The organism is Shewanella psychropiezotolerans, from assembly GCF_007197555.1.
In the GTDB taxonomy this organism is placed as follows: domain Bacteria; phylum Pseudomonadota; class Gammaproteobacteria; order Enterobacterales; family Shewanellaceae; genus Shewanella; species Shewanella psychropiezotolerans.
The window spans coordinates 5,852,683-5,878,793 of record NZ_CP041614.1 but is presented as its reverse complement, the minus strand read 5'-3'; the positions used below and the strand labels follow the sequence as shown (position 1 = coordinate 5,878,793).

The 26,111-nt window shown below is 47.4% G+C and carries 17 protein-coding genes; 10 read left to right on the top strand and 7 right to left on the bottom strand.

Annotated features, from left to right (window positions below; genetic code table 11):
• Positions 1-28 precede the first annotated feature (28 nt).
• The 4 genes from FM037_RS25625 to purH all read right to left on the bottom strand — a co-directional run bounded on the left by FM037_RS25625 (position 29) and on the right by purH (position 6,382).
• Positions 29-1,318 carry a hypothetical protein gene (locus FM037_RS25625; RefSeq protein ID WP_144048329.1) on the bottom strand — a complete coding sequence of 430 codons (1,290 nt, stop codon included), beginning with the start codon at positions 1,316-1,318 and terminating at the stop codon, positions 29-31.
• Complete coding sequence (locus FM037_RS25620) at positions 1,279-3,027, bottom strand: hypothetical protein (RefSeq protein WP_144048328.1); 1,749 nt, start codon at positions 3,025-3,027, stop codon at positions 1,279-1,281. The genes FM037_RS25625 and FM037_RS25620 overlap by 40 nt, the downstream gene beginning before the upstream one ends.
• A 284-nt stretch (positions 3,028-3,311) precedes the next feature.
• Positions 3,312-4,604 carry a phosphoribosylamine--glycine ligase gene (purD, locus tag FM037_RS25615; protein ID WP_144048327.1) on the bottom strand — a complete coding sequence of 431 codons (1,293 nt, stop codon included), beginning with the start codon at positions 4,602-4,604 and terminating at the stop codon, positions 3,312-3,314.
• Positions 4,605-4,792: 188 nt separating this feature from the next.
• A complete protein-coding gene (purH, locus tag FM037_RS25610; protein WP_144048326.1) occupies positions 4,793-6,382 on the bottom strand; it encodes a bifunctional phosphoribosylaminoimidazolecarboxamide formyltransferase/IMP cyclohydrolase in 1,590 nt (529 codons plus the stop codon).
• Between the two features lie 311 nt (positions 6,383-6,693).
• Here purH and zntR point away from each other — a divergent pair, with 311 nt between their 5' ends.
• The 4 genes from zntR (at position 6,694) to FM037_RS25590 (ending at position 13,328) form a co-directional block, all read left to right on the top strand.
• Complete coding sequence (zntR, locus tag FM037_RS25605; RefSeq protein ID WP_144048325.1) at positions 6,694-7,173, top strand: Zn(2+)-responsive transcriptional regulator; 480 nt, start codon at positions 6,694-6,696, stop codon at positions 7,171-7,173.
• A gap of 2 nt (positions 7,174-7,175) precedes the next feature.
• On the top strand, positions 7,176-8,564 hold the full coding sequence (locus tag FM037_RS25600) for an SO_0444 family Cu/Zn efflux transporter (RefSeq protein WP_144048324.1): 1,389 nt from the start codon (positions 7,176-7,178) through the stop codon (positions 8,562-8,564).
• A 497-nt stretch (positions 8,565-9,061) separates the two neighbouring features.
• Entirely contained in the window at positions 9,062-10,975 is a 1,914-nt protein-coding gene (locus FM037_RS25595) for a multiheme c-type cytochrome (RefSeq protein ID WP_144048323.1), read from the top strand.
• Positions 10,976-11,345: 370 nt separating this feature from the next.
• Positions 11,346-13,328: a S9 family peptidase gene (locus tag FM037_RS25590; RefSeq protein ID WP_144048322.1), complete on the top strand. Its 1,983-nt coding sequence runs from the start codon at positions 11,346-11,348 to the stop codon at positions 13,326-13,328.
• Positions 13,329-13,414: 86 nt separating this feature from the next.
• On the opposite strand, the gene FM037_RS25585 is transcribed toward FM037_RS25590, so the two are convergent.
• Positions 13,415-14,440, bottom strand: coding sequence for a DUF4382 domain-containing protein (locus tag FM037_RS25585; protein ID WP_144048321.1), 1,026 nt, complete (start codon positions 14,438-14,440; stop codon positions 13,415-13,417).
• A 234-nt stretch (positions 14,441-14,674) separates the two neighbouring features.
• The gene (locus FM037_RS25580) at positions 14,675-15,400 is read right to left on the bottom strand and encodes a YebC/PmpR family DNA-binding transcriptional regulator (RefSeq protein WP_144048320.1); all 726 of its coding nucleotides are present in this window, start codon (positions 15,398-15,400) and stop codon (positions 14,675-14,677) included.
• 664 nt (positions 15,401-16,064) lie between these two features.
• Here FM037_RS25580 and FM037_RS25575 point away from each other — a divergent pair.
• Both FM037_RS25575 and FM037_RS25570 read left to right on the top strand, forming a co-directional pair.
• A complete protein-coding gene (locus FM037_RS25575) occupies positions 16,065-17,027 on the top strand; it encodes a TAXI family TRAP transporter solute-binding subunit (RefSeq protein ID WP_144048319.1) in 963 nt (320 codons plus the stop codon).
• 143 nt (positions 17,028-17,170) lie between these two features.
• On the top strand, positions 17,171-19,771 hold the full coding sequence (locus FM037_RS25570) for a TRAP transporter permease (protein ID WP_144048318.1): 2,601 nt from the start codon (positions 17,171-17,173) through the stop codon (positions 19,769-19,771).
• A gap of 80 nt (positions 19,772-19,851) precedes the next feature.
• On the opposite strand, the gene FM037_RS25565 is transcribed toward FM037_RS25570, so the two are convergent.
• Positions 19,852-20,787 carry a LysR family transcriptional regulator gene (locus FM037_RS25565; RefSeq protein WP_144048317.1) on the bottom strand — a complete coding sequence of 312 codons (936 nt, stop codon included), beginning with the start codon at positions 20,785-20,787 and terminating at the stop codon, positions 19,852-19,854.
• Between the two features lie 97 nt (positions 20,788-20,884).
• Between FM037_RS25565 and FM037_RS25560 the strand changes: the two genes are divergently transcribed.
• From FM037_RS25560 to FM037_RS25545, 4 genes are all read left to right on the top strand, one after another.
• On the top strand, positions 20,885-21,943 hold the full coding sequence (locus tag FM037_RS25560; RefSeq protein ID WP_144048316.1) for an HlyD family secretion protein: 1,059 nt from the start codon (positions 20,885-20,887) through the stop codon (positions 21,941-21,943).
• A 2-nt stretch (positions 21,944-21,945) separates the two neighbouring features.
• Positions 21,946-23,538, top strand: a complete 1,593-nt coding sequence (locus tag FM037_RS25555; RefSeq protein WP_144048315.1) for a DHA2 family efflux MFS transporter permease subunit — start codon at positions 21,946-21,948, stop codon at positions 23,536-23,538.
• Between the two features lie 64 nt (positions 23,539-23,602).
• Positions 23,603-24,508 carry a LysR family transcriptional regulator gene (locus FM037_RS25550; protein ID WP_152830769.1) on the top strand — a complete coding sequence of 302 codons (906 nt, stop codon included), beginning with the start codon at positions 23,603-23,605 and terminating at the stop codon, positions 24,506-24,508.
• A gap of 152 nt (positions 24,509-24,660) precedes the next feature.
• On the top strand, positions 24,661-26,100 hold the full coding sequence (locus tag FM037_RS25545; RefSeq protein ID WP_144048313.1) for a DUF1254 domain-containing protein: 1,440 nt from the start codon (positions 24,661-24,663) through the stop codon (positions 26,098-26,100).
• Positions 26,101-26,111: the final 11 nt, after the last annotated feature.

The window sequence follows — 26,111 nt, the reverse complement described above, 5'->3', positions numbered from 1 at the left end:
GCTACATTATTTTTTCGTCATCACTTTTTTAGTTAACAACCAAGTTTACTTTTATCAGCCACCAGGCTCTCGGTTGAATCTCTCCGGCTTCGATGACACCGCCTGCGCGATATGGCTTAGCAAAATGGACTAAGGTTATTGGTTCCTTAGCTTGATAGGTACCCGCTGAGAGTGATTCATTAAAGGCATCGGTTTTATTGAAGCTTACCGTCACTTCTGAGCGTGTAGGTTGTCTGAGACCCGGACACATATAACGGATTTTTGCTCCTACGGGATATGAAATTTTACTTCCATCGGGACAATGACTGGTATTTTGTAACCTGACTGTCACTAAGGTACAACTCAATAAATCTTGAGGATCCTGACAAACTATCACTGTCTTAGTGGCGTAACCGCCAGATTTTTGAGCGTTATCACCCATAGTTTCGGCTTCAGAGCGGGTATCGAAGGCTGAAAAGTATGATATATCTCCGGCTGCTACATCGATGGGAGACGTAATCGGCAACTCGTTCCCATCGAATGTGATCACAGCTTGCTCGCCGTCGCCCTCTTCGATAGGAAGCACGTAAACATCATAATCGACAGAACTTGGCTGGTAATTATCGCCGCCGTCATCAGTAACGGTTATACGGACATAGGTGTTAGTGCGCGAGGCCGGGTACTTGAGTATTCTCAAGGTACCGTCTTGCTTTAAATCATAAGTCTCCGGTTTTTCTGTATGTGTGAACTCATAGCTAAGTGCGCCGAATTGATTGGCCAGTTCAGCTGGTGCAATCTCAAGTCCTGGGTAATAGCTAGCACCGGGTACCTGATTAGCTACGCTCAATACTGGATGCTTAGCCTTGCCGACGTTAACGGTGAAGTTACGGGTCGTGTTTTCAAAGTTACGACTCACCTCGGTAACCTGTACCTGAGCCGAACCAGCACCTTGAATCGTCAGTGCGCCGCTGCTCGAATCTGCGGTAACCACCTGCCTATCGCTATAATCGACAAAATATTTAATCGAATTCTCTGACGCTTTTCCCGACACCGAGGGCGAAGTTAGCTGCTTATCCTCTTCATATACCGTATCTATGAGTGTAGAATTCAGGCTCAAGTTAACATTCTCAGCCGCCTTGGCTATCGATACTCGCAACTGTACTCTGCGGGAGGCGATGGCTGCATTACCCGAATCTGTGAGGGTATAGTAGGTGGTGCCGGCATTTTTGATGGTGACAGTGCGGTCAACAATATTGATGCTGACGACATCAGCCGGTTGACCTCTCTCTAGCTGATAACTCAGTTGTCCAATGACTCCCGAAACTGGAATACTGACCACCTTGTTGGGGCATAGCTTGCCGAAACGGCTGAAGCTGTCAATGAGCCATCGGCAAAACCGACATCGACAATGAAGTCTGTTGTCTGGCTTAGGTAGTAATCGTTACCATGATCGGTTGCGGTTATCCAGCCTCGACCTGCACCGATTAATGTGATGACCTTGGTCGTCGGGTCCTGAGTTAACACATTAGCCGTCGATTTAGACGAAATCGCGTAGGTGACAAGCCCCTGATTTCCTTTAGCTATCGGCGTATAAACGGTATTCGCCACATTATCGTGCAGATCATTCTCGACACTGAATTGCTCGTTAATGAGTTTGTTGATAGTCACAAAGAAACTTGTGGTTTGCGGAATGTAGAATAGATCACCATCATCGGTGACACTAATTTCCGCTTTACCGGGTTTTAGTACCGTCATCTCACCCGATTGTGCATCTATGTTCACTACATCCGTCGCACTATCTGTTGCAAGAGAGAAGCTTAACTTGCCCTGTCTGCTTGCGACTTGAGCCGATATCACCTTGTTTTCCTGGTATGAACTCTCAAGATTGACAGAGAAGAGCTGAACCGGTTGAACGCGCTCCACTTTCACATCGGTCACAATCGACATACTCAGGTAGTTAGTGTTACCCGAATCTGTAATTTTTACTTTAGTCGCGCCTACACCGCTGAAACGATATTGTCCGGTTTCACTGTTGATAAAGTTGATCACATCGGTCGACTCGCCATCGAGAATCTCGAAAGTGAGTGTTCCCTGAACGCCGGTTGTTTGCAGTATTAGTTCATCATCAAATCCATAAGGAATGGTCAGAATGCTGGCCTTAAAGCTAGTGTTATTGGCTTTGTTTACCTTGACTTTGAAGCTTTGTTTTGCAATATCTTGATGGTTATCTTCAGGTGTCTGGCTGACGATAACTTCTGTCTCACCGGCTCCCTTAATATTCATCACACCCGTAGTTGGGTGTATCTGCACTACATCTTGATTGGCGTTCTCGGCGACAGTGAAGCTTATCTCATTAGTCGGTGAGCCGGAATAAACAGGCAGTAACGTGCCACCCAAAATTAATGGCTTATTTGTTATGTCTTGATAGGTGGCAAACTGAGAGCTTGCGGCTTCGACGGTAATGGTAAATTGGCTCTCGCTGGCCTGGTAGTTTCGACCACCGTCATCTTTGACCGTGACTTGCGTTTGTCCTGCACCCCATACTATTAACGAGCCTGCGACATCAATTTTGACAACATCATCAGGGTAACCTGGGCTGAGTTCGTAAAGTAATTGACCTTTTGTACCACTGACACCGACTTGGTGACTAGCGCCAGAATCATACTGATAAGTGTAGGGATTCGTCAGTAAAGGAGCTCGGTTGGCTTTATCAATAGTAATATTTAGCGATATGCTAGTGGCTTTATACTGGCTGTTACCACTATCGGTAGCGATTAACCTAGTTTTTCCTGCATTTAATATGGTCAGGCTATTTTGATCTACTCGCACAACGTCATTGGCTGCACCATCTGCCAAGCTGAAACTGAGGTTACCCACAGAGCCATTGAGTGTTGCTGTAAGCTTGCCATTGAGTGAGTAATCGGCTTGAATATCAGGGGCTATGAGCCCTGGATGAATAGATTTTTCTTGTATTGTCGTGCTTGTGTCATCATCTCCGCCACCGCATGCGGTAAGAAGTATGGTGATCATTATTAATAGATATCTCATCAGGCCCCCAGCCAAATATATAAGGAGCGGAAGTATACGCAGATGAAAAGTCTGTAACAATAGTGTTTTATAGTGTATTGGTGATGTTAAAATGTTCGATGTTTGTTTTTTACAATGGTTATGCACTTTGAAGGTATATTAAAATTACGGCTGTTATTTAACCCTTAAAAAACAAAGCACCTAGTAACTGCAAGGTGACTTGATGCTTTGTTATGCAATAAGTGTGCATATTATTCTTGGCGTGATCTCTGTCACACTTCTAAGCGATTATTTTATAATAGATATTAACTTTCCCGTGAAATCGCACGATAAGCAATATCGGTACGGAAATAGACATCATCCCAATGGATAGTATCGACTAAGGCGTATGCGCTGGCTTGCGCCTCTGTCACTGTGTTACCTAAGGCGGTTGCACAAAGCACACGGCCACCATTAGTCACCACATGGCCGTCTTTCATGCTGGTACCGGCATGGAATATTTTGGCGTCATTGTTGCCAAGATTTAAACCTAAGATCACATCATGTTTGCGATACGCTTCCGGGTATCCCCCCGCGGCTAAGACAACGCCTACGGCTGCGCGCGAGTCAAACTCGGCAGTGACCTTATCTAGTTCACCACGTGTAGCCGCGAGGCAAAGCTCTACCAGATCGGATTGAAGACGCATCATGATAGGCTGAGTCTCAGGGTCGCCGAAACGACAGTTGTACTCTAAGACTTTAGCGCTGCCATCAGGAGAGATCATCAGGCCAGCATAGAGAAAGCCGGTATAGACGTTGCCTTCGGCTGCCATGCCATCAACCGTTGGGCGAATCACATGATTTATCGTCCAATCGTGTACGGCTTGAGTCACTACGGGCGCAGGAGAATAAGCGCCCATGCCGCCAGTGTTAGGGCCGTTATCGCCGTTATCACGGGCTTTATGATCTTGGCTGGTGGCCATAGCGAGTATGTTGTTGCCGTCAACCATGACGATAAAGCTGGCTTCTTCGCCCTTTAGGAACTCTTCGACAACCACGCGGGAACCAGCTTCGCCAAACTTGTTACCTTCGAGCATATCTTCGATAGCCGCATCGGCCTGAGCCTGATCTTCGGCGATAATCACGCCTTTACCCGCCGCTAAACCATCGGCCTTGATCACGATAGGAAAACCTGTGCTTGCTGTCATCTCGGTAACATAGGCTTTAGCCGGTTCAATTTCGGTGAAATTTGAATAGGCTGCCGTGGGGATCTTGTGACGAGCTAAGAAGTCTTTGGTGAAGGCTTTAGATGATTCCAGCTGCGCCGCACCCTTAGTCGGGCCGAAGATGGGTAAGCCGGCTTTATTGAAAGCATCAACAACACCCATAGCTAATGGCACTTCCGGACCCACTATGGTGAGCTCAATTTGCTTATCTTGGGCAAAAGCGACCAGAGCCGCAATATCTTCGACATTAATGGCCAGGTTTTCTAACTTAGGTTCAATCGAGGTGCCGGCATTACCCGGTGCGACAAATACTGTGTCAACTTGAGCCGATTGCGCCGCCTTCCATGCAAGTGCATGTTCACGACCGCCGCCACCTATAACTAATACATTCATTTTTTTATCCTTTATCGCTGCTCCATTTTCCCTATCTCAGTGTCAAGCATGCTCGTGTATGGGTATACACTGCGCGTGCTTTCCTTGACCTAGAAATAATGGCTTTGCGCTAAATATTAAAAATTTCAATTTTTTTCGAAATTCTAGGATCTAGGTAAGAGTTCCTAGGAACTTTCACCTTCTTTCAATTAATGACGGAAGTGACGCATTCCGGTAAACACCATGGCCATGCCGTGTTCATCGGCTGCGGCTATGATCTCTTCATCACGAATCGAACCACCTGGCTGTATGATACAGCTGATCCCAGCTGCCGCGGCTGCATCGATACCGTCACGGAATGGGAAGAAGGCATCGGATGCCATCACTGAATCTTGCACTTCCAGTCCTTCATCTGCGGCCTTGATGCCGGCAACTTTTGCGCTGTAGACTCGGCTCATCTGGCCGGCGCCCACACCGATAGTCATGCTGTTCTTGGCATAAACGATGGCGTTAGACTTAACGAACTTAGCCACTTTCCAGCAGAACATAAGATCTTTCATTTCGGCTGCAGTGGGTTGACGCTTACTGACAACTTTAAGGTCATCGATTGCTACCATGCCTTGGTCGCGATCCTGTAGAAGCAGTCCGCCGTTGACGCGTTTGTAATCGAGACTCTTAGTCTTAGTGCCCCATTCGCCACATTCAAGCAGACGAACATTCGCCTTAGCGGCAATGGCATCGCGAGCGGCTTGGCTGACTTTAGGTGCGATGATCACTTCGACAAATTGACGCTCAAGGATAGCGTTGGCGGTTTTTTCGTCTAGTTCACCATTGAAGGCGATGATGCCACCGAAGGCCGAAGTAGGGTCGGTTTGGTATGCACGCTTGTAGGCATCGAGTAAATCACTGCCTATGGCTACACCACATGGGTTGGCGTGCTTAACGATGACACAGGCCGGCTCACTGAACTCTTTAACACACTCGAGAGCAGAATCGGTATCGGCGATGTTGTTGTAAGACAGCGCCTTGCCTTGCAGCTGAATCGCACTGGCAACCGAGGCTTCATCGATATGAGTGTCGACATAGAAAGCGGCCGTTTGATGGCTGTTTTCGCCGTAGCGCAGATCTTGTTTCTTGATGAGTTGAGTATTGAAAGTACGTGGGAATTTAGAGTCTTCAGGACACTCGTCTTTGCTATGGGCAGGGACCATAGTCCCAAAATAATTTGCGATCATGCCATCATAAGCAGCAGTGTGCTCGAATGCGGCAATTGCTAAATCGAAACGAGTCTCAAGAGTCGTGCTGCCTTCATTGTCATTCATCTCTTTGATCACGCGATCGTAATCCCGAGTGTTAACTATGATGGTGGTGTCTTTGTGGTTTTTAGCCGTAGAGCGAACCATGGTCGGGCCGCCGATATCGATATTCTCGACGGCATCAGCCAGAGTACAGCCTTCTTTGGCGACTGTTTCTGCGAAGGGGTACAAGTTAACTGCCACAAGATCGATAGGCTTGATGCCGTTCTGTTCCATGACAAGCTCGTCGATACCGCGGCGCGCCAAGATGCCACCGTGCACTTTAGGGTGCAAGGTTTTGACACGACCATCCATGATCTCCGGATGTCCTGTATGCTCCGATACTTCAATGACAGGCACACCGTTGTCAGCCAAAAGGCGGGCGGTGCCACCAGTAGATAGTAGTTCTACGCCCTGAGCATGTAATGCTTTAGCAAACTCAAGGATTCCGGTTTTATCTGAAACGCTTAACAGCGCGCGACGAATGGGTCTGGCATTATTCATTTTGGGTACAGTGTCCAGTAGTTATATTTAAGGATCTTTCGGAAAACTCAGTGGCGTTAAGGTGTCAAACGCCTCACCACTTTCCAAAAGTCCCTCAATTCTAGCTGCTTTGATGAGCCCCTATTCGTGCGCGCACATTTTACCGTAAAATGGGTTCATAGGCTGTTTTTTTCTGCGCGATTTCACAATACGCACAGGAGAACAAGCACAGGTCATAAATAAGTCGCATAATAACCCTTGACCTTAGATTTAACTCCAAGGTTTATACTTGCCATAAAATTAGAGCCAATTGGACCAAATGGAGCCGAAACATGTATCGAATTGGAGAATTGGCTAAACAGTGTGAAGTGAAAGCCGATACCCTGAGATTTTATGAGAAGCATGGCCTGTTATCGCCATCTTCTCGCACAGATTCCGGTTATAGGATCTATACAGAAAATGATGCAGAGCGGCTGCGTTTTATTCTGCGGGCCAAGGCGGTGGGTTTTACCTTAGCCGAGATCAGCGAATTGCTCTCAATCGAGTTAGATAAATCGAATTGGGCGTGCGCCGATGTGAAGGGCATGGTGGATAGTAAACTCGCTCATGTCGAGGCTAAGATAGCCGAGCTTAAATACTTTCAGGTATCGCTGCAGCGATTATCCGATGCCTGTTGTGGTGGCCCCGAGAGCGCCGAGCATTGTTCCATATTGGAAGCGCTCGAGACCAATACAGATAATATTAAATGTGAGAATCATGACCATCACCATGATGATTCTCAGTACACAAAAAATTGCCAAAGTAAGGGTTAGGTATGTTGTTTGCGAATTTTATTGACCTCTTTTTAGATTCTGCTCCCTGGTTGCTACTGGGGCTATTCTTGGCCGGTATGCTGAAGATGTTTGTGCCCATGGAGTGGATGCAGAAGCAGCTTGGTGGCCATGGATTTAAGACCACGGTCAAGGCGGCTATTCTAGGCGCTCCCTTGCCCTTGTGTTCATGCGGAGTGATTCCTGCTGCTGTTGGCCTACGACGCTCAGGTGCCTCAAAGGCTGCCACGACTTCCTTTTTAGTCTCAACCCCGGAAACCGGAATCGATTCTGTAGCGGTATCTTATGTGTTACTCGGCCCCTTCATGGCCATAGTAAGACCCATAGCGGCCGTCGCGAGTGCGATTGTTGCCGGACTCTTAGTCGGAAGGGATGAGGATCCGTTAACAGATAAAGGTGAGGGGAAAACAAATTCAGCAAAGGTAAGTCCTGGTGCTTCGTCTTGCTGTAGCAGTAAAAAAGACAACCTTGAGCCTAAAGCTAAGAGCTCCTGTTGTAGTTCTGCTTCTAAGGCTGGAGCTAAGACAGAGTCAAAGGCGGCTCCCGTCGTGACTATGACGCCTATAGCTGCCAGTGAAAGCCTGTTGGCGACTCCTATTACGAGCCCTATGACGAACGCTGAATCGACATCTGCGCCAATAGGTAACACAGATTCATGTTGTAGCAGTAAAACTCAAACGCCAGAGAAGGAATCTTCATGTTGCAGCTCAGCCAAGAGTGAGTCGGCTAAAGCTAGTGAAGGTGATGATGAAAGCTGCTGCGAGTCGACCAAGGACATTGCCGCCGAGCTTAGGGGCACGCCTGTGATGAGCCGTATCGGCAAGGGCTTACACTTCGCTGCGACTGATCTGGTACGAGATATCACGCTCTGGTTGTTGATCGGCCTGTTCTTCGCCGCACTCGTGCAAACGTATGTGCCAGCGGATTTCATGGCGCAGTGGGGCGACGGTATCTTAGCCATGTTGGTCATGGTGGTTATCTCTGTGCCTATGTATATCTGCGCCACCGCATCTACGCCTATCGCAGCGGGTTTGTTGCTGGCGGGAGTATCACCCGGCGCCGTACTGGTCTTTATGTTGGCAGGACCTGCGACGAACATAGCCACGCTCGGTGTGGTGACCAAGGAGCTGGGTAAACGTGCGTTATTGGGTTACTTAGGTGGTGTGCTCGGGGTCGCTCTGGTTTCTGGCATCATAGTGAACTATCTGGTTGAAACATTCGGGTTCGTGGTTATGCCTCAAGTAGGTGAAAATCATAATCTGTTGCCCGACGTTATCGTCTATAGCTCAGGGATCTTACTAGCCATTCTTATGGCGAAAGTCATGCTGGAGAAACTGCCTAAGAACTGGTGGCGCAGAGATTGTTGCTCATAGTGAGTTAGCTTGTTGTTAATAGCTGCTTTCATAGCCATATCAAGCCAGCCAGAAAGCTGGCTTTTTATCGGGTAAAAATAATCAGAGATACTTGATTCTCGTATGCTGCAGCTTTTGTTCTAATTAAAAAGTTATGGCATTTATATTCGTTTTGCATTGCTTAGTAATTTCGCTATATCTACATTAGCTTATGTTTTTATCCTTATGTTTCATAAGGGGTTTAAGCTATGGTTAAGCTTCATCTCAGCGTACATTAATTGAAGCCTTTGTGTCTCAATGTCCCCCTATCTTATTAAATTTCGTAAATTTGCTTTTTTTGGTTGCTGCCAGTGATGACTTAGATAGTCCCCCCTGTTGCCTGTTTGTTTTTCGTTCGAAAATGTTATGACTTAGGTCTAGTAATCACTCAAATCATTACAAATAGTAAGGTTTATTCAATATCGTATTCCAAGGGGAGTAAAAGATCTGCATATAAAAATGATGAATTAGGAGTGGCGATGAAAGATGTTAATAAGCGCTATCTGGCGTTGATAGTGGCGGGGGCTATGGGCCTATCTGCATGTGGCAGCGATGGGAAAGATGGTTCGGACGGTGAAGACGGTAAACCAACTCCACCACCAACAGTGGAAGCATCAAGTGTGACTAACGTTGAGATGATTGCTCACACGTTAGAAGAAGGCTTGGTGAGATTTGAGTTTGAAATCACCGATGAAGAAGGCCAATTAATATCGGGTCTCGTAAAAGCCAATGCAGAAGTTGCTGAGTTAACCGAGAAAGGCATTGGTCGTAGTCGTGATGATTTTGAAGGTACGATTCTGGGCGGTAGTGCAAGTGAAGCGACTGAAGGTGCAAGCCTGACTGAAGTTGAGCCTGGTCGCTATGAGTTTGTGGCACCTATGGCTTCAGTTAATGCCGGAACTGAAGGCTTGATCCGCCTAGTTGTTGGTGGTGGGGATAACATCGCTAAGTCTCGTTATATCGTCGTTGCTAAGAGTGATGATATCCATACGACTTCAACAGCGACCTGTCATGCTTGCCATACTGACTATGCGGCATCTTCATTGAAGCATCCTAGCTATACCGCGATTAATCCGGAAGGTAAAACTGATTTAGTCGCAGGCTGTATGACTTGTCACGGTAACATAGCACGTGATGATGGTGGTTATGCGCGTAATACACTGCAGAAAATTGGTCATATCAATCACCAGGAATTTGAGAAGGACTTTGCACCATCTAACTGTTACACCTGTCATGAGAAACCAATCACAAGGGTTTATTCTATGCAGACCTGTACGGATTGTCATGATGCTGCCGATGTAGGTACCAGAGGATTAGCGACTCAGTTCAATGCCTTTAATGAAGGTGAAGATGCGCGCTTATTCCACAAGCAAGTAACCGCACGAGCAGAGTTACGTGATACTCATTATACAAGAACATTGGCTCCATATATTAATGATGGGCTGGAGTGGGAAGAGTATCCAAATGGGGGCTGGTGTACCGATGTCGCTCTCTTTAATACCGCAGCTGAATCCGAAGTTCAGCTAAATATCGCAGCCTTATATTCAGACGGTACCCTTACGTATGCCGGTGCCTATGTTCACGGTTATCAAAATGATTCGTTAGTTGGCCGTCCAAGCCCACGTGGGTCTGAGCAGTATATTGAGAATATTGATGGTAGCCGTTCAATCTGTTATCCGCATCTTGATGGTTTGGAAACTGATTACCGTCTAGCCGGGTTAACGGCCAGTACTCGAGTGACATTTAAACAGCAAGATGAAGATGGCGGTTACGATGGCGTCTCCTTCACTAGTTATTCTGATGTTGTCGATCATGCAGGTCTAAAAATCCAAGCGTTCGAGCGTCGCCACAGTGTGACGGCCGATAGTTGTACGACTTGTCACACTAACGAGACTAATTACCATAAGAATGGTAGCTATAACGAAGGTGGTAAAGACTGTGTCGCTTGTCATAACAATGGCCAAGATCGCAGCGCGAAGAACTCGGCGCCAGGTTTCGGCCCTATGGTTCATAGCATGCACTGGGGAGTGGGTAATACTGCAACCAGTCCTGAGGGTGAAGCAAACTCAGCCGCTAAGTTAAATGCTGAAAATTGTGTGTCTTGTCATGCCGAAGGCATAGACTTAGACGTTATTCCAAACCAGTATATCTTGTCAAAAGCTTATAATGGTGGTGCATCAGGTGTGATGACTAGCCCAATAACGGCTAACTGTTTTGCTTGTCATAATGATGACTCGGCGAAGAACCATATGCTTCAACAAGGTGGCGAAATCAATGTTGAGAAGTTAGAAGATTGGTACACGCTGCCAACTTCAGAGTCTTGTGCAACCTGTCATGCAGAAGGTAAATCATACGGTATCGATAAGTTCCACGTTTTTGAGCGTGCGTTGTAAGCATTGGTCCTATGGGGTGCCTCAGGGTTTAATCTCTCGGGTCCCATAAGATTACCGCTAGTCGCTAATTTGAGTGGTAAACTGGGATGGGAAATGGCTACCCTGCAGGCTGTCACTTCCATCCCCAATCTTAGTTGAGAGGGCCCTTAGGGGCCTTTTTTGTTATCGGAGCTTTACAGGTTTACACATTTTTCGGCTTGAGTATATTGATGAGCGAGTATAAATGACTCGTTTTTTTGCCTGCTATAGGCTAGCTTGCTACCTGATCACTGTATTTATATCGAGAGTTTTTATCTTCTTTTTAGGTGTTAGTGGCGTGAAGTACATGGATTTTAACGATCTTTTTCGATGAATAATTAAGAGGAACACAATGAAAAAGTCTCTTCACCTCAGCGCGCTTGCGCTGGCTGTTAGCTTAGGTTTATCAGCATGTTCTGGAATTAATACCGGAACGAATCAGGTTAATATAGGCTCAGAAGGTACTCAGCTATCTCAGCAAGAGCCTGTTCAACAATACGATGCCAAGACTTTCTTTGAGACAACCACCTATTTCGGTTCGTCTTTTTCAGCTGATGGTAAGTCGATTCTCATTGGCTCGGATCAGTCGGGTATCTTCAACTTGTATAAGCTTGATGCGGCAACAGGGGCACAATCAGCCTTAACCACATTTAAAGACACCACTTATCCAGTTTCCTGGTTCCCCAATGATGACAGAGTTTTATTGACCCAAGATAACGGCGGTAATGAGCTGTATCATCTATTTGTACGTGAGCTTGATGGCAAGATAGTCGATATCACTCTGGGTGAGGAGACTCGTTCTGACTTTGTGAACTTCACTAACGATGGTCAGTACTTCTTTGCGACAACCAACGAGCGCGATCCTAAGTTTATGGATCTATACCGTTATGATGCCAAGACCTATGAGCGCGAGCTAGTATTTAAGAATGAGCTAGGTTTTAACATTTCAGAAGTCTCGAATGATGGCCGTTTTGTCTCTTTGTCTAAGACGCACACCAACAGAGACAGCGATACTTATCTGTTAGATTTCAGGAAGCGCATGGTTAAGCCGACCATCATCAGTCAGCACTCAGATCCAGCCAACTATAATCCGATGACGTTCTCGGCCGATGGCAGCGCCCTGTATTACAGCACAGATGCCAAGGGAGAGTTCTCCCAAGTATGGCAGTACGATATTGCCAGCAGTGAGCATAGTCTGGCGGTGAAAGATGACTGGAATGTCAGCTTCGTTTACTTCTCTGAATCTGGCCGCTATCGCGTGTCAGGTGTGAATGCTGATGCCAGTACCCGCATCAGTATTTTAGATACCAAGACGGGCAAAGCGCTCAGGTTACCTCAGTTACCCGATGGCGATCTCAGGAATGTGAACTTCTCTAAGGATGAACAGACCCTCGCCTTCTATATCAACTCGGATACGTCTCCGTCGAACCTGTTTGTATGGCAGCTGGGCACAGATTCTGCTAAACAACTCACCCAAGCCCTGAACCCTAAGATTAACCCAGATGACCTAGTTGCCAGTGAAGTGGTGCGTTTCAAGAGCTTCGATGGCCTCGAGATCCCTGGGTTACTGTTTAAGCCAAAGGGTGCCAGCGCAGAGAATAAACGACCCGCCGTGGTGTTTGTCCATGGTGGGCCAGGTGGCCAGAGCCGCACCGGATACAGCGCTATGCGTCAGCATCTGATCAATCATGGCTACGCCGTGTTTGCGGTGAATAACCGTGGTAGCTCAGGCTATGGTAAGACCTTCTTTCACCTCGATGATAAGAATCACGGCGAGAATGACCTGCAGGATATTATCTACGGTAAGAACTATCTGGAGACATTAGATTGGATCGATAAAGATAAGATTGGCATCATGGGTGGCAGCTATGGTGGCTATATGACGGCTGCAGCTTTGGCCTTCGAGCCGGAAGAGTTTAAGGTGGGCATCGATATCTTCGGTGTCACCAACTGGGTTCGTACTCTAGAGTCTATTCCACCTTGGTGGGAGTCTTTTAAGAAGGCGCTCTATGATGAGATGGGCGATCCCGCCACTGATGGCGAGCGTCATCGCGCTATCTCGCCTCTGTTCCACGCGCAAAACATCACTAAGCCCTTGATGGTCATTCAGGGAGCTAACGATCCACGCGTGCTCAAGATCGAGAGTGATGAGCTGGTGGAGAAGGTGAAGCAAAACGGCGTGCCAGTGGAATATGTGGTATTTGACGATGAGGGTCATGGATTCCGTAAGAAGCAAAATCGAATAACCGCCTCTGAAGCTTATGTGAAATTTCTCGATACTTATCTGAAAGGTGATGCAGGTCAGCTTCCTGGTGAGAGAGTAGCGACTAAGTAGATTAAGATTTTCTACTGAATGACGAAGGCACTCTGTTGAGTGCCTTTTTCCCTCTACGCCCGTTTTGCCAGATAGACTAATCGGTATTAGCTAAGCGGCAGGATAAAATCATAGATTGACGTTGCACCTATGGTCACATCGACATTGCCAGTTGTGGCTTGATGAATGAAAAATACGGGATCTGTGGCACCAGCTTGCTCCGTTTCCGGATCATCATTGTCGGCGACACAGGTAAAGCCTAACTGATAACTCCCTGCCTCGATAAAACCAAACTCATAGCTGTAACCTGTGATCTCATCTGCCTCGAGTACTGGATTAGCTCTCGTTGCAGCCAGTGGAGCCGTGAGTGTGGCTGCAGGCCTGAAGTCTTCCATCGCCTCGATTAATGTATTTTGAGGATAGAGATAGATGGCTAAGCCGAGATCACTATAGCCTGGTGAAGTGCTTTCACAGGCAGCCAGTACATCTAAGTGAACGTTCCCCGAAATTACGCCGACTTCAGTAATATTAATCAGTTGTACCGAAGTGGGTTTAAGGGTCCAGTAGGCTTTATTGCCATGGGGGGCTTGTAAGCCTTTGGCGAGATTGAATTCGGCAACGTATCTGTTGCTATCCGCGGTAATAGTGACGGCTTTATTGAGAAATAGTCGGCCCGTGTCGGGATCATCTGCACCTATTCCGCCACAGGAGCCGTTATTGTTAGTGACTAGCCCCTCAACAGCTTCACCAACTTTTACATGGGAGCTGGTTTCATCGGCGACTTCTCTGTTCTCCATGTAAATACACATCTGGTATTCGCCTAGAGGGACGCTCTCATCTGTGACTAAATTGGCCACAGTTTGTCCTTGTACTGAGAGTAGATCGACCTGACTGGCGTTGCCTTCATTGTCAGAGACATCGAATGAGATTGAACCATCCTCACCTTTTAATACGACTTGTTTAAAGGCAATATTGACCTTATCGGCCAGAGCGGGGTTATCTGAGACGCCTAGGCTAAATGTTCCTGTAGTGGGATCAGGCGTATCTGGTGTGCTGCTATCACTATCACTGCCGCCACAAGCTGTGAGCATTCCTGCCAATAAAAGATAGGGGATTGTTTTGGTATATTTCATGATTAATCTGCCACTTTTTTGGATTTGGCTTCTTCTGATGTTCTCTAAGCATTTGTGAGAATGAGTGGTAAGAGGCCTGAGATAGCTAAAGTTTAGATGAGATCAGGGAACTGCAGACTATAAGATTGTGTGGATATTTTTGAGTCTTGTTAGTGCAGGGGGATCAGCAGTTTGAAGTAGTTAACTGAAGAAGGATTCGCTGTTATTGGATAAATAACAGCGAATACAGAAACGTTACTCAGGCAACTCAGCGTTATGGTAGACGTTCTGCACGTCGTCACAATCTTCCAGAGCCGCTAAGAATTTCTCAAACTGCTCAATCACTTCAGGATCTGTGATGTCGGTAAAAGTTTGCGGGACGAAGGTGATCTCTTCCACTTCGAAGCTAATATCTGGTGTCTCTTCGGTCAGTGAGGTCTTGACCTTGAAAAACTCTGTGTGCGGCGCAAAGACACTGACGATACCGTCTTCAACTTCGATATCGGTAACATCCACATCGGCCATCATCAGGGTTTCAAGTATGGCTTCTTCATCTTCGCCCTTGAAGGCAAAGACGGCTTGATGGTCAAACATGTGGCCAACCGTACCCGGTCCACCTAGCTTGGCATCGTTCTTTACGAAGGCTTGACGCACTTCGGTGAAGGTACGCTTACCATTGTCGGTTAAGCAGTCAACGATGACCATGGCGCCACCTGGGCTGAAACCTTCGTAACGAGCTGTGACATAATCTTCGCCGCCGCCGCCTCTGGCCTTTTCGAGAGCGCGCTCGATCACGTGAGCCGGAACCTGATCTTTCTTAGCCTTGGCGATCATTTGACGAAGTGGCAGGTTGCCGTCGGGGTCGAAGCCACCATTCTTAGCGCAAACGTAAATTTCTTTACCGTATTTTGAGTAAATTCTGGTTTTTTGGCCAGCAGTTTTAGCCATAGACTCTTTGCGGTTTTGGTATGCTCTTCCCATCTTGATCTATCTCATTATGCTTAAAATTGTCTGCAATGTTAGCAGCTTTAAAACCATTTTTGCAGGGGAGGAGTTTTTAATTTGAGACGCAGGCTCAGATTTAGAAAAATTAGTCGATCTCGCTATAGATAAAGTGCTTTCCTCTCACTCTGCATAAAACAATTTAAACCTAAATTGGATCTATTTTTTCTTCAACTCTGCTTGAAGTATTGGACCAGTATTAACCTTCTTTGTTGATATTTTTCTCGTTTGTTTTCCTGTTTCACCTGATTTTCATGCTGTAAACCTAAGGTCATGGCCTATAAAAGTGGATAAGATCACGTGCTGGCGATGCGCTTTGATACGCTTTGGGGTAATTTGTTTTCCTCTGTACGCCTGTGTTTTGCAAAAGCGAGTTTTGTGTTGCCTGTAGGTTTAGCTTTTAGCGGTATATCTCACTATCTGGGCTTTTTATTCTGGTTGGACTTGCTTGAAATGGCGAGATCTAAGAGTGTTTAAGCCTAAATTAGAGCGTGCCAATAAAGTGAATATGAACATTTATTGTTTCTAAGTTCATCTGGGGTTCATCGAGTAAGTGACTTTAGCTGGTTTCTGTACTTGAAGATTCGCAGGTTTTGTTGGGAAAAATATCACGCCGATACTTTACGAACTGAAGGAAACAAGCATGTCTAAAAAATCCATATTAGTTGCTGCGGCACTATCGACTATGGCATTGAGCCCCTTAGTCCAGGCACAAGAATTTATTACTATTGGAACTGGCGGTGTCACGGGGATCTATTATCCTGCTGGCGGCGGCATGTGTCGCTTAGTTAATCAGAATAACCAAGAACACGGCATGCGTTGTTCAGTTGAGAGTACCGGTGGTTCAGTTTACAACCTCAATACCTTACGAGCGGGTGAGCTTGAATTCGGTATCGCCCAATCTGATCAGCAATACAATGCCATTAAAGGTAAAGGTGCCTTCGCTAATGCCGGGCCCTATGACGATCTACGCTCTGTGTTCTCCATCTACACCGAAGCATTTACTGTCGTAGCCCGTAAAGATGCCAACATTACCACTTTCAACGATCTTAAAGGCAAGCGCGTCAATATCGGTGAACCAGGCTCAGGTCAACGGGCCACAATCGAAGTCATTATGGATGCGAAAGGCTGGACTCGCAGCGATTTTCGTCTTGCATCTGAGTTAAAAGCGGCGGAACAGGCCCAGGCACTTTGTGACAACAAGATAGATGTCATGGTCTATTTCGTGGGTCACCCCAATGGTGCAGTGCAGGAAGCAACAACGTCTTGTGATACAACCGTGGTCAGCGTCGATGACAAGGAAGTTAAGCAGATGGTTGAGTCAACGCCTTACTTTGTCTCTTATGAAATCCCTGGCGGCATGTATAACGGCAACGACAAGCCCGTGACCACTATTGGTGCTAAGGCAACTCTGGTGTCGAGCGCTAAGGTCTCAGATGAATCGGTTTACTGGACGGTTAAGTCGGTATTCGACAACTTCGATAACTTCCGCCGCTTACATCCAGGTTTCGCTAACCTGACCAAAGCAGAGATGTTGGAAGGTAACACGGCGCCACTTCACCCAGGTGCAGAGAAGTATTTCAAAGAGGTTGGCTTAATCAACTAAGCCAGCGAGAAAGAACACATTCTGGTTATTTTTTAGGGCAGTGTGGAGCTTCTACACTGCCCTAGTTTGCCAGCTAGATTTCAAAGAGACTATTTTTGTGATGCCCGTCGGGGGAGCACAATCAGTTCAAGCAGGTTATCCACATGCAAAAAACACAAGAACAAGGGGCGCTAGGGGAAATGGCCGCCAATAATGACTCCGGAGCTCGGCAATTAAGGGGATTTTCCGGCAAGCTTATCACAGGTATTGCCTTGTCTTGGGCCTTGTTTCAACTTTGGTACGCCTCGCCACTGCCGTTTATTCTAAATATTGGCATCATTAATGACACTCAAGCCAGAGTTATCCATCTGGCATTTGCCATTTTCCTCGCGTTTACGGCATTTCCGGCATTTAAATCGTCGAAAAAACACAGTGTCCCTGCTCTCGACTGGATGTTTGCCTTCGTGGGAGCTGGAGCCACCCTCTATCTTTTCTGGTTCTATGAGCAGTTATCGACTCGGCCGGGCGCTCCGATACCCATGGATATCTATGCGGCTGTTATCGGCATGGTCTTACTGCTTGAGGCGACTCGCCGCGCGTTAGGCCCACCCTTGATGATAGTCGCGGGCTTGTTTCTGGTTTATATCTTCGCTGGCCCCTTCATGCCGGAGGTGATCTCTCATCGAGGCGCGTCACTTTCCAAGGCTGCCAGCCATATGTGGATCACCACCGAAGGTGTGTTTGGCATAGCTTTAGGTGTCTCTACCAGCTTCGTTTTCCTGTTTGTGCTTTTTGGTGCCTTGCTAGAGAAGGCCGGAGCGGGTAACTACTTTATCAAGATGGCATTTGCTTTGCTGGGCCATATGCGCGGAGGGCCTGCAAAGGCGGCCGTGCTGGCATCGGGTATGACGGGACTCATTTCAGGCTCCTCTATCGCCAATGTGGTCACGACCGGCACCTTCACCATACCCTTGATGAAACGTATGGGCATGCCGGCTTACAAGGCTGGCGCAGTCGAAGTCGCCTCATCTTGTTATGGACAAATAATGCCGCCAATAATGGGCGCCGCGGCGTTTCTTATGGTGGAATATGTAGGTATCCCCTATGTCGAGGTGATTAAACACGCTTTTATTCCGGCGATAGCAGCGTATCTGACTTTCCTCTACATCATGCATCTGGAGGCATTGAAGGCTAACCTGCAGGGCATAGCGCGCACCGAACCGCCAGCGCCTTGGAAGATACGCTTGTTGCGCTCGGGTATCACCATCTCCAGCCTGATAATTCTCGCCGGTGTGGTGTATTTTGCACTGGATTTTGTCAAGGGTAATACGGGGGATGCCGCAGTTTGGATCATTTCTGTGGGCACCTTACTGGCATACATCTTTCTGGTTTCCCATAGTGCTAAGTACCCGGATTTAGAGATTGACGATCCTAACTGTACGACGCCTGTACTACCTAAGCTCGGACCTACGGTTAAGTCTGGTCTGCACTTCCTGTTACCTGTGGTCATCTTGGTCTGGTGCCTGATGGTGGAGAAGCTATCGCCTGGTCTTTCGGCCTTTTACGCCACCGCCTTTATGATCTTTATTCTGCTGTCACAGCGACCGTTATTTAGCTTCTTCAGGGGGAAAAATGGAGGAGTGAATGATATCAAGGCGGGCGTTCGAGATCTGCTCGATGGCTTAGAAACCGGGGCCAGAAACATGATTGGCATAGGCGTGGCGACTGCTGCTGCCGGTGTGGTCGTCGGCGCAGTGACTCTGACTGGTCTGGGCCCTGTGATGACCGAGCTGGTGGAGGTGATGTCCGGTGGTAGTTTAGGCTTGATGTTAGTCTTGATTGCGGTGATCAGCCTGATCTTGGGCATGGGTTTGCCGACGACGGCTAACTATATTGTCGTGTCTAGTCTGATGGCGCCAGTCGTGATTAGTTTAGGTGCTCAGCATGGCTTGATTGTGCCGCTTATCGCAGTACATCTGTTTGTATTTTACTTTGGCATCATGGCGGATATCACTCCTCCGGTTGGCTTGGCGGCCTTCGCGGCATCGGCAATATCCAAGGCCGATCCGATAAAGACAGGGGTTCAGGCCTTTAAATATGCCATGTTGACTGCGGTTCTGCCATTTATGTTTATCTTCAATACTGACATCATCTTGGTGGGCATAGACAGTATCTGGCAGATGATGTTCATCTTTAGTTATACCTTGGTAGCCATGTGCCTATTCGCTTCGGCAATGCAGGGTTATTTCGTTACTAACAATAAGCGTTATGAGTCAGTGTTGCTTATTCTGGTGGCCTTTAGTTTGGTTCGTGCCGATTTTTGGGTGGATCAGATACAGGCTAAGTTTATCGAACACCCGGGTAGTGATATCACTCAGGTTGTCGATACGCTCAAGGATGATGAACCATTACGTCTGGTGCTGGGCTATGAAACCTATAAAGGTGAGAGTAAGCAGAGGGTGGTGATACTGGAGTTGCCACAGGCAGATACTGCCCAGCAGCGACTCGATGCAGCAGGCCTGATGCTGATGAAAAATGATAAAGGCCAGACTGTTGTGGATATGGTTGGCTTTGCCAGTAACGCACAGAAGGCGGGCATCGACTTCGATCAGCAAATTCTCGCGGTACAGCAGACGAATGCCCGCTTCGCTAAAGAGTGGATATTCATTCCGGCCCTGATGCTGGCAGGATTTGTTTTCTGGCGTCAGCGCAGGCGAGCCGATGCTGCAACTGAGCTGGGCGTTGAGCCCGTGCCTGGCTACTAAGTGTGTTGACTTAACATCATTGAATCAGCCGCAGAAGTTATTATTTTGCGGCTTTTTATGCCTGTTTAAAAAGTCGGGTATTACTTTTGTGGCATTGAGATGAAGTCCGGAATTTCGAGCAGAATATTATCCGGATTTTGGCTCAGACTTTCATAGAGAAATTCGATAAACACCCGGTATTTTCTCGGTAGATAGGCTCGTTGTGGAAAGCTCATAATGAGCTTAGTTTGGGTCATGGGAAAGTCCTCCAGCAGAGGAATCAGTTGTTTATTATCTAAGGCCTGTTGGGCGATGATATTGGGCACTGTTGCTATGCCTAATCCCTCTATTGCGGCTTCTCTAGCTAAGGTTACATTGTTCACCGTCAGTTGTGCTTCTGGATCTGAAGTTACCCATTTATCTCCGTCAAACAGGGTCCAACTAGCATCTATATGAGCGGATTTTAGCTTGATGGCTTTATGTTGGTTGAGATCTTGCGGAGTCTGTGGGGTGCCATTACGAGCCAGATATTCCGGGCTCGCCATCAGGGTCTTGGCAGTAATAAGCAGATCATAACTCTGTAGCCTAGTATCTGTTGACGAGGTTATCTGAAACAGAATATCCACGTCTTCCTCAATCACATCGACTTTGCGGTTACTGAGTTCGGCCTCTATGGAGATGTCCGGATAACGCCTAAGGAAGCGGGCAAAGATTTTCCCCAAAAATAGCTGCCCCAGCTCTATGGGACAGACAATTCTGAGCTTGCCCTTGATCACCTCTTGGCTGGCGCTGAGTTGAACTTCTGCTTGCTTGAGATCCGCCAGAATACGGTGAACCCGGTTGTAATAGGCCGAGCCTGCCTCGGTCAATTTGAGTTTTCTGGTGGTGCGAAATAAGAGCTGAACCCCAGCATCAGCCTCTAATTCGGCAATCTTACGGCTCACCGTCGCCTTGGTCAGGCCCAAGGCCTTAGCCGCTCCGGTAAAGCTTCCCTGTTCGACGACTTGATCAAACATCTGTACGCGATTGAGATCCATGATTGTTACACCTGTGAAACAGTGGGTAAGATTTTAACTATCTAATAAACATATGGAGACAGTAGTAGACTATGAAATACTAATCAAGGAGTCATGTATGTCCAAGAGTAAATTATTCATTCTAGCGCCACTCTTCATCGCAGTCATAGCGGGTGGTGGCTATTACTGGTGGACTCAGGTGCGCTTCTTCGAATCCACAGATAACGCCTATGTGGAAGCGGATATTTCCAACATCAGCGTCAAGGTGCCCGGTTATGTGGTGATGACCGAGATTACCGATAATCAACATGTAGAAGCTGGCCAGCTACTGGCTCAGCTCGAAGATAATCAATATGAGGCTAAGGTCGCCCAGAATCAGGCGGAGTTGGATAGCACTAAAGCCGAGCAACAGACCTTAGTGGCTAAAGTCAGCCTGCAACAGGCACTGATCTCTCAAGCTCAGGCCGGGGTGATCGCTGCCGAGTCGGATCGTTTGCGTGCACAGCAGCAACTGACTCGTTCGAAGAAGTTAAAGGTAAAGAATTATAGTTCTCAAGACGATGTCGATGAGAGGCAGGCCGGGTTTGAGTCTGCTAAGGCGCATTTGGATGAAGCAAAGGCAGCGCTGATCGCTAAACGCAGAGAGCTCGAGGTGTTTTACGCTCAGCTCGTACAGGCCGATGCCAATGTAGTGCAAGCTCGAGCCGGATTGGATCTCGCTAAGATACAGTTGGCAGATACCCAAGTGCGGGCACCATTTTCGGGTGTGATAGGTAAGCGCGGGGCCATGAAGGGCCAGTATGTGCAGCCTGGTCAGGCGCTCTACAGTTTGGTGCCGGATGGGGCTGTTTGGATCACGGCTAATTTTAAAGAGACCCAGATCCAACATATGCAGCCCGGTCAAACGGTGAAAGTTAGTCTCGATGCGTTTCCCGACAAAACCTTTACAGGTGTTATCGATAGTCTGTCACCCGCATCCGGTGCCAAATTTAGTCTGTTGCCGGCGGAGAATGCCACGGGTAACTTCACTAAGATAGTGCAGCGCATTCCGGTGCGGATCCGTCTAGACCTCAGCGAAGAGGAGGCGAGGGTTGTTCCGGGTTTGAGCGCCGTGGTTAAGGTCGATACCCGCAGTGCTTCCCTAGAGCAGGCCCTCGCTGCTAATTTGGATCGCTAGTCATGAGCGCCGCTGTAGAGTCAGTATCAGAGCCGTCATCCACTGTGACGGTCAAGCCACAGGGCTATGAGAGGGGCAGTCGCCGAGCCTGGATTGCCGTGTTCGGTGGTCTTATCGGCGCTTTCATGGCTATTCTGGATATTCAGATAACCAATGCCTCCATGAAGGAGATTCAGGGCAGTCTTGGCGCGACCTTAGAGGAAGGCTCCTGGATCGCGACCGCCTATCTGGTGGCCGAGATGATCGCCATTCCTCTGTCTGGCTGGTTGAGCCAAGGCCTGTCGGTACGACGCTATCTGCTGTGGACCACAACCGCCTTTATCGGCGCATCGATACTCTGTTCCATGTCCTGGAATCTTGAATCTATGATCGCCTTTAGGGCCATGCAGGGCTTCTTCGGTGGCGCCTTGATCCCCTTAGCCTTTAGATTGATTCTAGAGTTTCTTCCCGACGATAAACGCGCCGTGGGCATGGCCTTGTTTGGCGTGACCGCCACCTTTGCCCCGTCTATCGGCCCGACTCTGGGTGGCTGGTTGACCGAGCAATTTAGCTGGCACTACCTCTTCTATATCAATGTTCCCCCAGGGCTTCTGGTGATGGCCATGCTCGCCTATGGTTTGGAGAAGAAGCCGGTGGTATGGGATAAACTGAAAAATATGGACCTGTCTGGCATCATCACTATGGCGCTGGGCATGGGGTGTCTGGAAGTGGTGCTCGAAGAGGGCAATCGCAAAGAGTGGTTTAGCTCAGATCTGATCCGCAACCTGAGTCTGGTTGCCGCCGTCAATATCGCCCTGTTTATCTATATTCAGCTAAAGAAGAAAGAACCTCTGGTTAATCTCAGGCTACTGAGGCACAGAGACTTTGCCCTCTCGACGTTAGCTTACTTTCTACTTGGCATGGCGCTATTTGGTGCCATCTACCTAATCCCGCTATATCTGTCACAGATCCATGACTATAGTCCGCTGGAGATAGGTGAAGTGATCATGTGGATGGGCTTTCCTCAACTGCTGGTATTGCCATTTATTCCTAAGTTGATGGAGCGCTTCGATGGGCGCTATCTGGCGGCATTTGGTTTCGCCATGTTTTCTCTGAGTTACTATATGAACAGTCATATGACGGCGGATTATGCCGGTCATCAGATGATAGCCTCCCAAGTGGTGCGCGCTCTGGGTCAGCCATTTATTCTGGTGCCTATCGGTATCATAGCCACCATGCATATTAAGCCCCATGAAAATGCCTCGGCATCGACGGTACTCAATGTGATGCGAAACCTGGGAGGGGCCTGTGGTATCGCTCTGGTGGCGACCATGACAGATAACCTGTCACGGGAGCATTTGGCTCATATTAAAGAGACATTACCGGCGGTGAGTCCCTTGGCTAATGACTATTTCACTCAAACCACCAATGTGTTTATACAGGCGGGTTCAGATCCTGTGACGGCATCGGCCCAAGCCCATGCCATGCTGAGTCAGACCATGACACAACAAGCCTATATTCAGGCCTATAATGATGTGTTCTACATGTTGGCGGCTCTGCTGTTGATTGCCGTGGTGTCAGTACTCCTGATCAGAAAGCCAGGTAGTAAGGCTTAGATTGCATATTTGGATGTAATAGGCCTGTGATAGACTATTACTTCTATAACTCGGGATAAACATAATGGCTAAAGACTTAAATTTACTGCGTTTGTTGATTATTTTAGCTGAAGAGAAACAAACGGTACTAGCCGCTAAACGCATGAATTTAAGCCAACCGACGATCAGTATTATGTTGAAGAAATTGCGGGATCAATTTGACGATTCCCTCTTTATCAGAGATAAAAACTTTCTTGTGCCGACAAGAAAGTGCACCCAAATTTTATCAAGCTTACCCGATATCTTTATTCAACTAGATAAGCTGTATAGCGATAACACCAAGTGGGATATTTCAGAGCTTAGTGGGGAACTTCATCTCATTCTCTCACCGCCTCTGATACCGACTCTTGGGGTTCATTTAATAAAAAAACTCACGTCATTAGCCCCCGAACTCACGGTGCAATGTTCCCATTGGAGTCTGAATACGCCGCAACAGCTCGAGCTAAATGCGCAGCATTTCGGCATTACCTATCTTCCCATGGAAACCAATAAGACCTTAATGGAGCAAGAGATCGGCAGCGATGAATTTGCCTTGGTAGTGAGAAAAGACCATCCCCTAAAGGAAGCGACGGTCGAAGCCCTGCTGCCGTACCCTATCTGTATTAGTATTATTCCTGGTGTCACCGGCCCGTCTAAGGCCGAGAAGCTCATTCGTCATTTCAAGCTGAAGAAAAAAATAAGCCTGAGAACCGGTGATATATCCTTGATGACCAATTTAATGAAAGAGAGTGATTATATCGGTATCATGCCGCGCTCACTGCAAGTCTCTATTGGCGACAACTTTCGTTTTCTCCCTCTTCCCCAAGAGTTAGTTCCGAAAGGCTATCAAAGAAAAATTGCATTTTTCTGTCACCAAACAAACCGTAAACAACCCTTAACCGAATGGTTAATCAGGGAGTCGAAAGAGATATTAGCCCAAATTTGCCCTTAGGTTTAGAGACATTCGGCTTCAAACAATGAAACTCGCTATCTCGTTATTTTAATTCAACTAAATTTCTCTATTTAAATTGATAATAGAGAGTATAGAGATAAATTTTAGCGAAAATACGTAAGCTACTCCTATCCACTTGAGAGGAGTAGCTTATGTTTAAGAAACGAATGACCGCCGTTATTGTGGCAACGGTCTTAATGCATTCTATGGGCGTCAGTGCTCATGAAATGAAACCATCCCCCTCGTCTGCAGCCTCCCAGATCCAAGACAATCAAGCCAGCACCTGGCTAGATCAAGAAAGTTACCTATTGGCAACCGATGCCTATTTATGGGGCTCGACCTTAGTTAGGATGGAGCAAGTTGCACGTCAATATACAGATCTATCACAGGCTCAAAATGATACTAGTTATCGTGCGCCTTTAAATCATTTTGGCCATGCCCGTCGTCTTCCTACCGATGAAGATACCGACATGCCCACCGCAAATCGCGATACCTTGTATTCGAGTGCCATTGTCGATGTGTCGACACAGCCAATGATCTTATCGACGCCTGAAGTCGATGACCGCTATTTTGTCATCGACATGTTTGATATGTGGCATAACCTGTTTAAGTACGTGGGAACCCGCACTACGGGAACATCTGCGCAGAAAATTATGATTGTGCCACCAGGTTGGCAAGGCGACGTGCCTGAGGGGGTCACGCTTGTAGAAGCGCCGACCGCTAAGGTTTGGTTATGGGGACGAACTCAGGTCTTTGGTGAAAAAGATTACTCTAAGGTTCATGAGATTCAAGATCATTACACTCTGACACCATTGAGCATGTATCTGTCAGGTGAAATTACCGACGTTACCTCTATTCCTTTATCGCCAAGAGCTGGAGCTGCTAAGGATCCTCTTAGATTCTATGAAGAGCTAGGTGTTTATCTAAAAGCCAATCCTATTCCTGAACGCCAGCAAGCACTATTGGGGCAATTCAAGAAAATCGGTCTGACTGAAAATGGGTTTGATCCCAGTAAATTAACTCAAGCGATGAAGGTGCAACTGGAGAAAGCAGTCAGAGACGGACAAAAAATTGTCGCTGCGCAAACCTCAAATCCAGTTACTCTGACTCAGAAAGATGCCTGGTTCTACTCTTTTGTGCTTGATCAATTTGGTGATGACAACGCCTTACGCTCACTTATTTCGCACCCCTACCTTGGTGGTCAAGGCGCGAAGGAAGCCATGTATCCGATCGCTTTTACCGACTCACAAGGTCAATTGCTAACGGGTAATAAGAACTACAGCATGCACTTTAGGAGTGCGCCGCCGGTTCACTCGTTCTGGTCCGTTACTCTATATGATGCAAAAACAAAGATGTTGATTGGTAATGAAATTAATCGTTTCAGCATCAGCGACCAAACCCCGCTCATCAAGAATGATGATGGCTCGTTCGATCTTGTCCTATCCCATAAAAAACCCACAGGCAGCAGACAGGTCTCCAACTGGCTACCAACAGCCAAAGGAAACTTCTATGCCATCACTCGTTTATATGTTCCATCACAACAAATTCTCGACATGAAGTGGACTGTACCAGCGATTAATCCGTCGAAATAATCGATTAATTG

Excerpts from the sequence above, each read along its gene's own strand:
- FM037_RS25560 (WP_144048316.1), top strand. The coding sequence starts at position 20,885 with ATGTCCAAGAGTAAATTATTCATTCTAGCGCCACTCTTCATCGCAGTC.
- FM037_RS25575 (WP_144048319.1), top strand. The coding sequence starts at position 16,065 with ATGTCTAAAAAATCCATATTAGTTGCTGCGGCACTATCGACTATGGCA.
- FM037_RS25545 (WP_144048313.1), top strand. The coding sequence starts at position 24,661 with ATGTTTAAGAAACGAATGACCGCCGTTATTGTGGCAACGGTCTTAATG.
- zntR (WP_144048325.1), top strand. The coding sequence starts at position 6,694 with ATGTATCGAATTGGAGAATTGGCTAAACAGTGTGAAGTGAAAGCCGAT.
- FM037_RS25590 (WP_144048322.1), top strand. The coding sequence starts at position 11,346 with ATGAAAAAGTCTCTTCACCTCAGCGCGCTTGCGCTGGCTGTTAGCTTA.
- FM037_RS25595 (WP_144048323.1), top strand. The coding sequence starts at position 9,062 with ATGAAAGATGTTAATAAGCGCTATCTGGCGTTGATAGTGGCGGGGGCT.
- purD (WP_144048327.1), bottom strand. The coding sequence starts at position 4,604 with ATGAATGTATTAGTTATAGGTGGCGGCGGTCGTGAACATGCACTTGCA.
- FM037_RS25555 (WP_144048315.1), top strand. The coding sequence starts at position 21,946 with ATGAGCGCCGCTGTAGAGTCAGTATCAGAGCCGTCATCCACTGTGACG.
- FM037_RS25570 (WP_144048318.1), top strand. The coding sequence starts at position 17,171 with ATGCAAAAAACACAAGAACAAGGGGCGCTAGGGGAAATGGCCGCCAAT.
- FM037_RS25620 (WP_144048328.1), bottom strand. The coding sequence starts at position 3,027 with ATGAGATATCTATTAATAATGATCACCATACTTCTTACCGCATGCGGT.
- FM037_RS25565 (WP_144048317.1), bottom strand. The coding sequence starts at position 20,787 with ATGGATCTCAATCGCGTACAGATGTTTGATCAAGTCGTCGAACAGGGA.
- FM037_RS25550 (WP_152830769.1), top strand. The coding sequence starts at position 23,603 with ATGGCTAAAGACTTAAATTTACTGCGTTTGTTGATTATTTTAGCTGAA.
- FM037_RS25585 (WP_144048321.1), bottom strand. The coding sequence starts at position 14,440 with ATGAAATATACCAAAACAATCCCCTATCTTTTATTGGCAGGAATGCTC.
- purH (WP_144048326.1), bottom strand. The coding sequence starts at position 6,382 with ATGAATAATGCCAGACCCATTCGTCGCGCGCTGTTAAGCGTTTCAGAT.
- FM037_RS25600 (WP_144048324.1), top strand. The coding sequence starts at position 7,176 with ATGTTGTTTGCGAATTTTATTGACCTCTTTTTAGATTCTGCTCCCTGG.
- FM037_RS25580 (WP_144048320.1), bottom strand. The coding sequence starts at position 15,400 with ATGGGAAGAGCATACCAAAACCGCAAAGAGTCTATGGCTAAAACTGCT.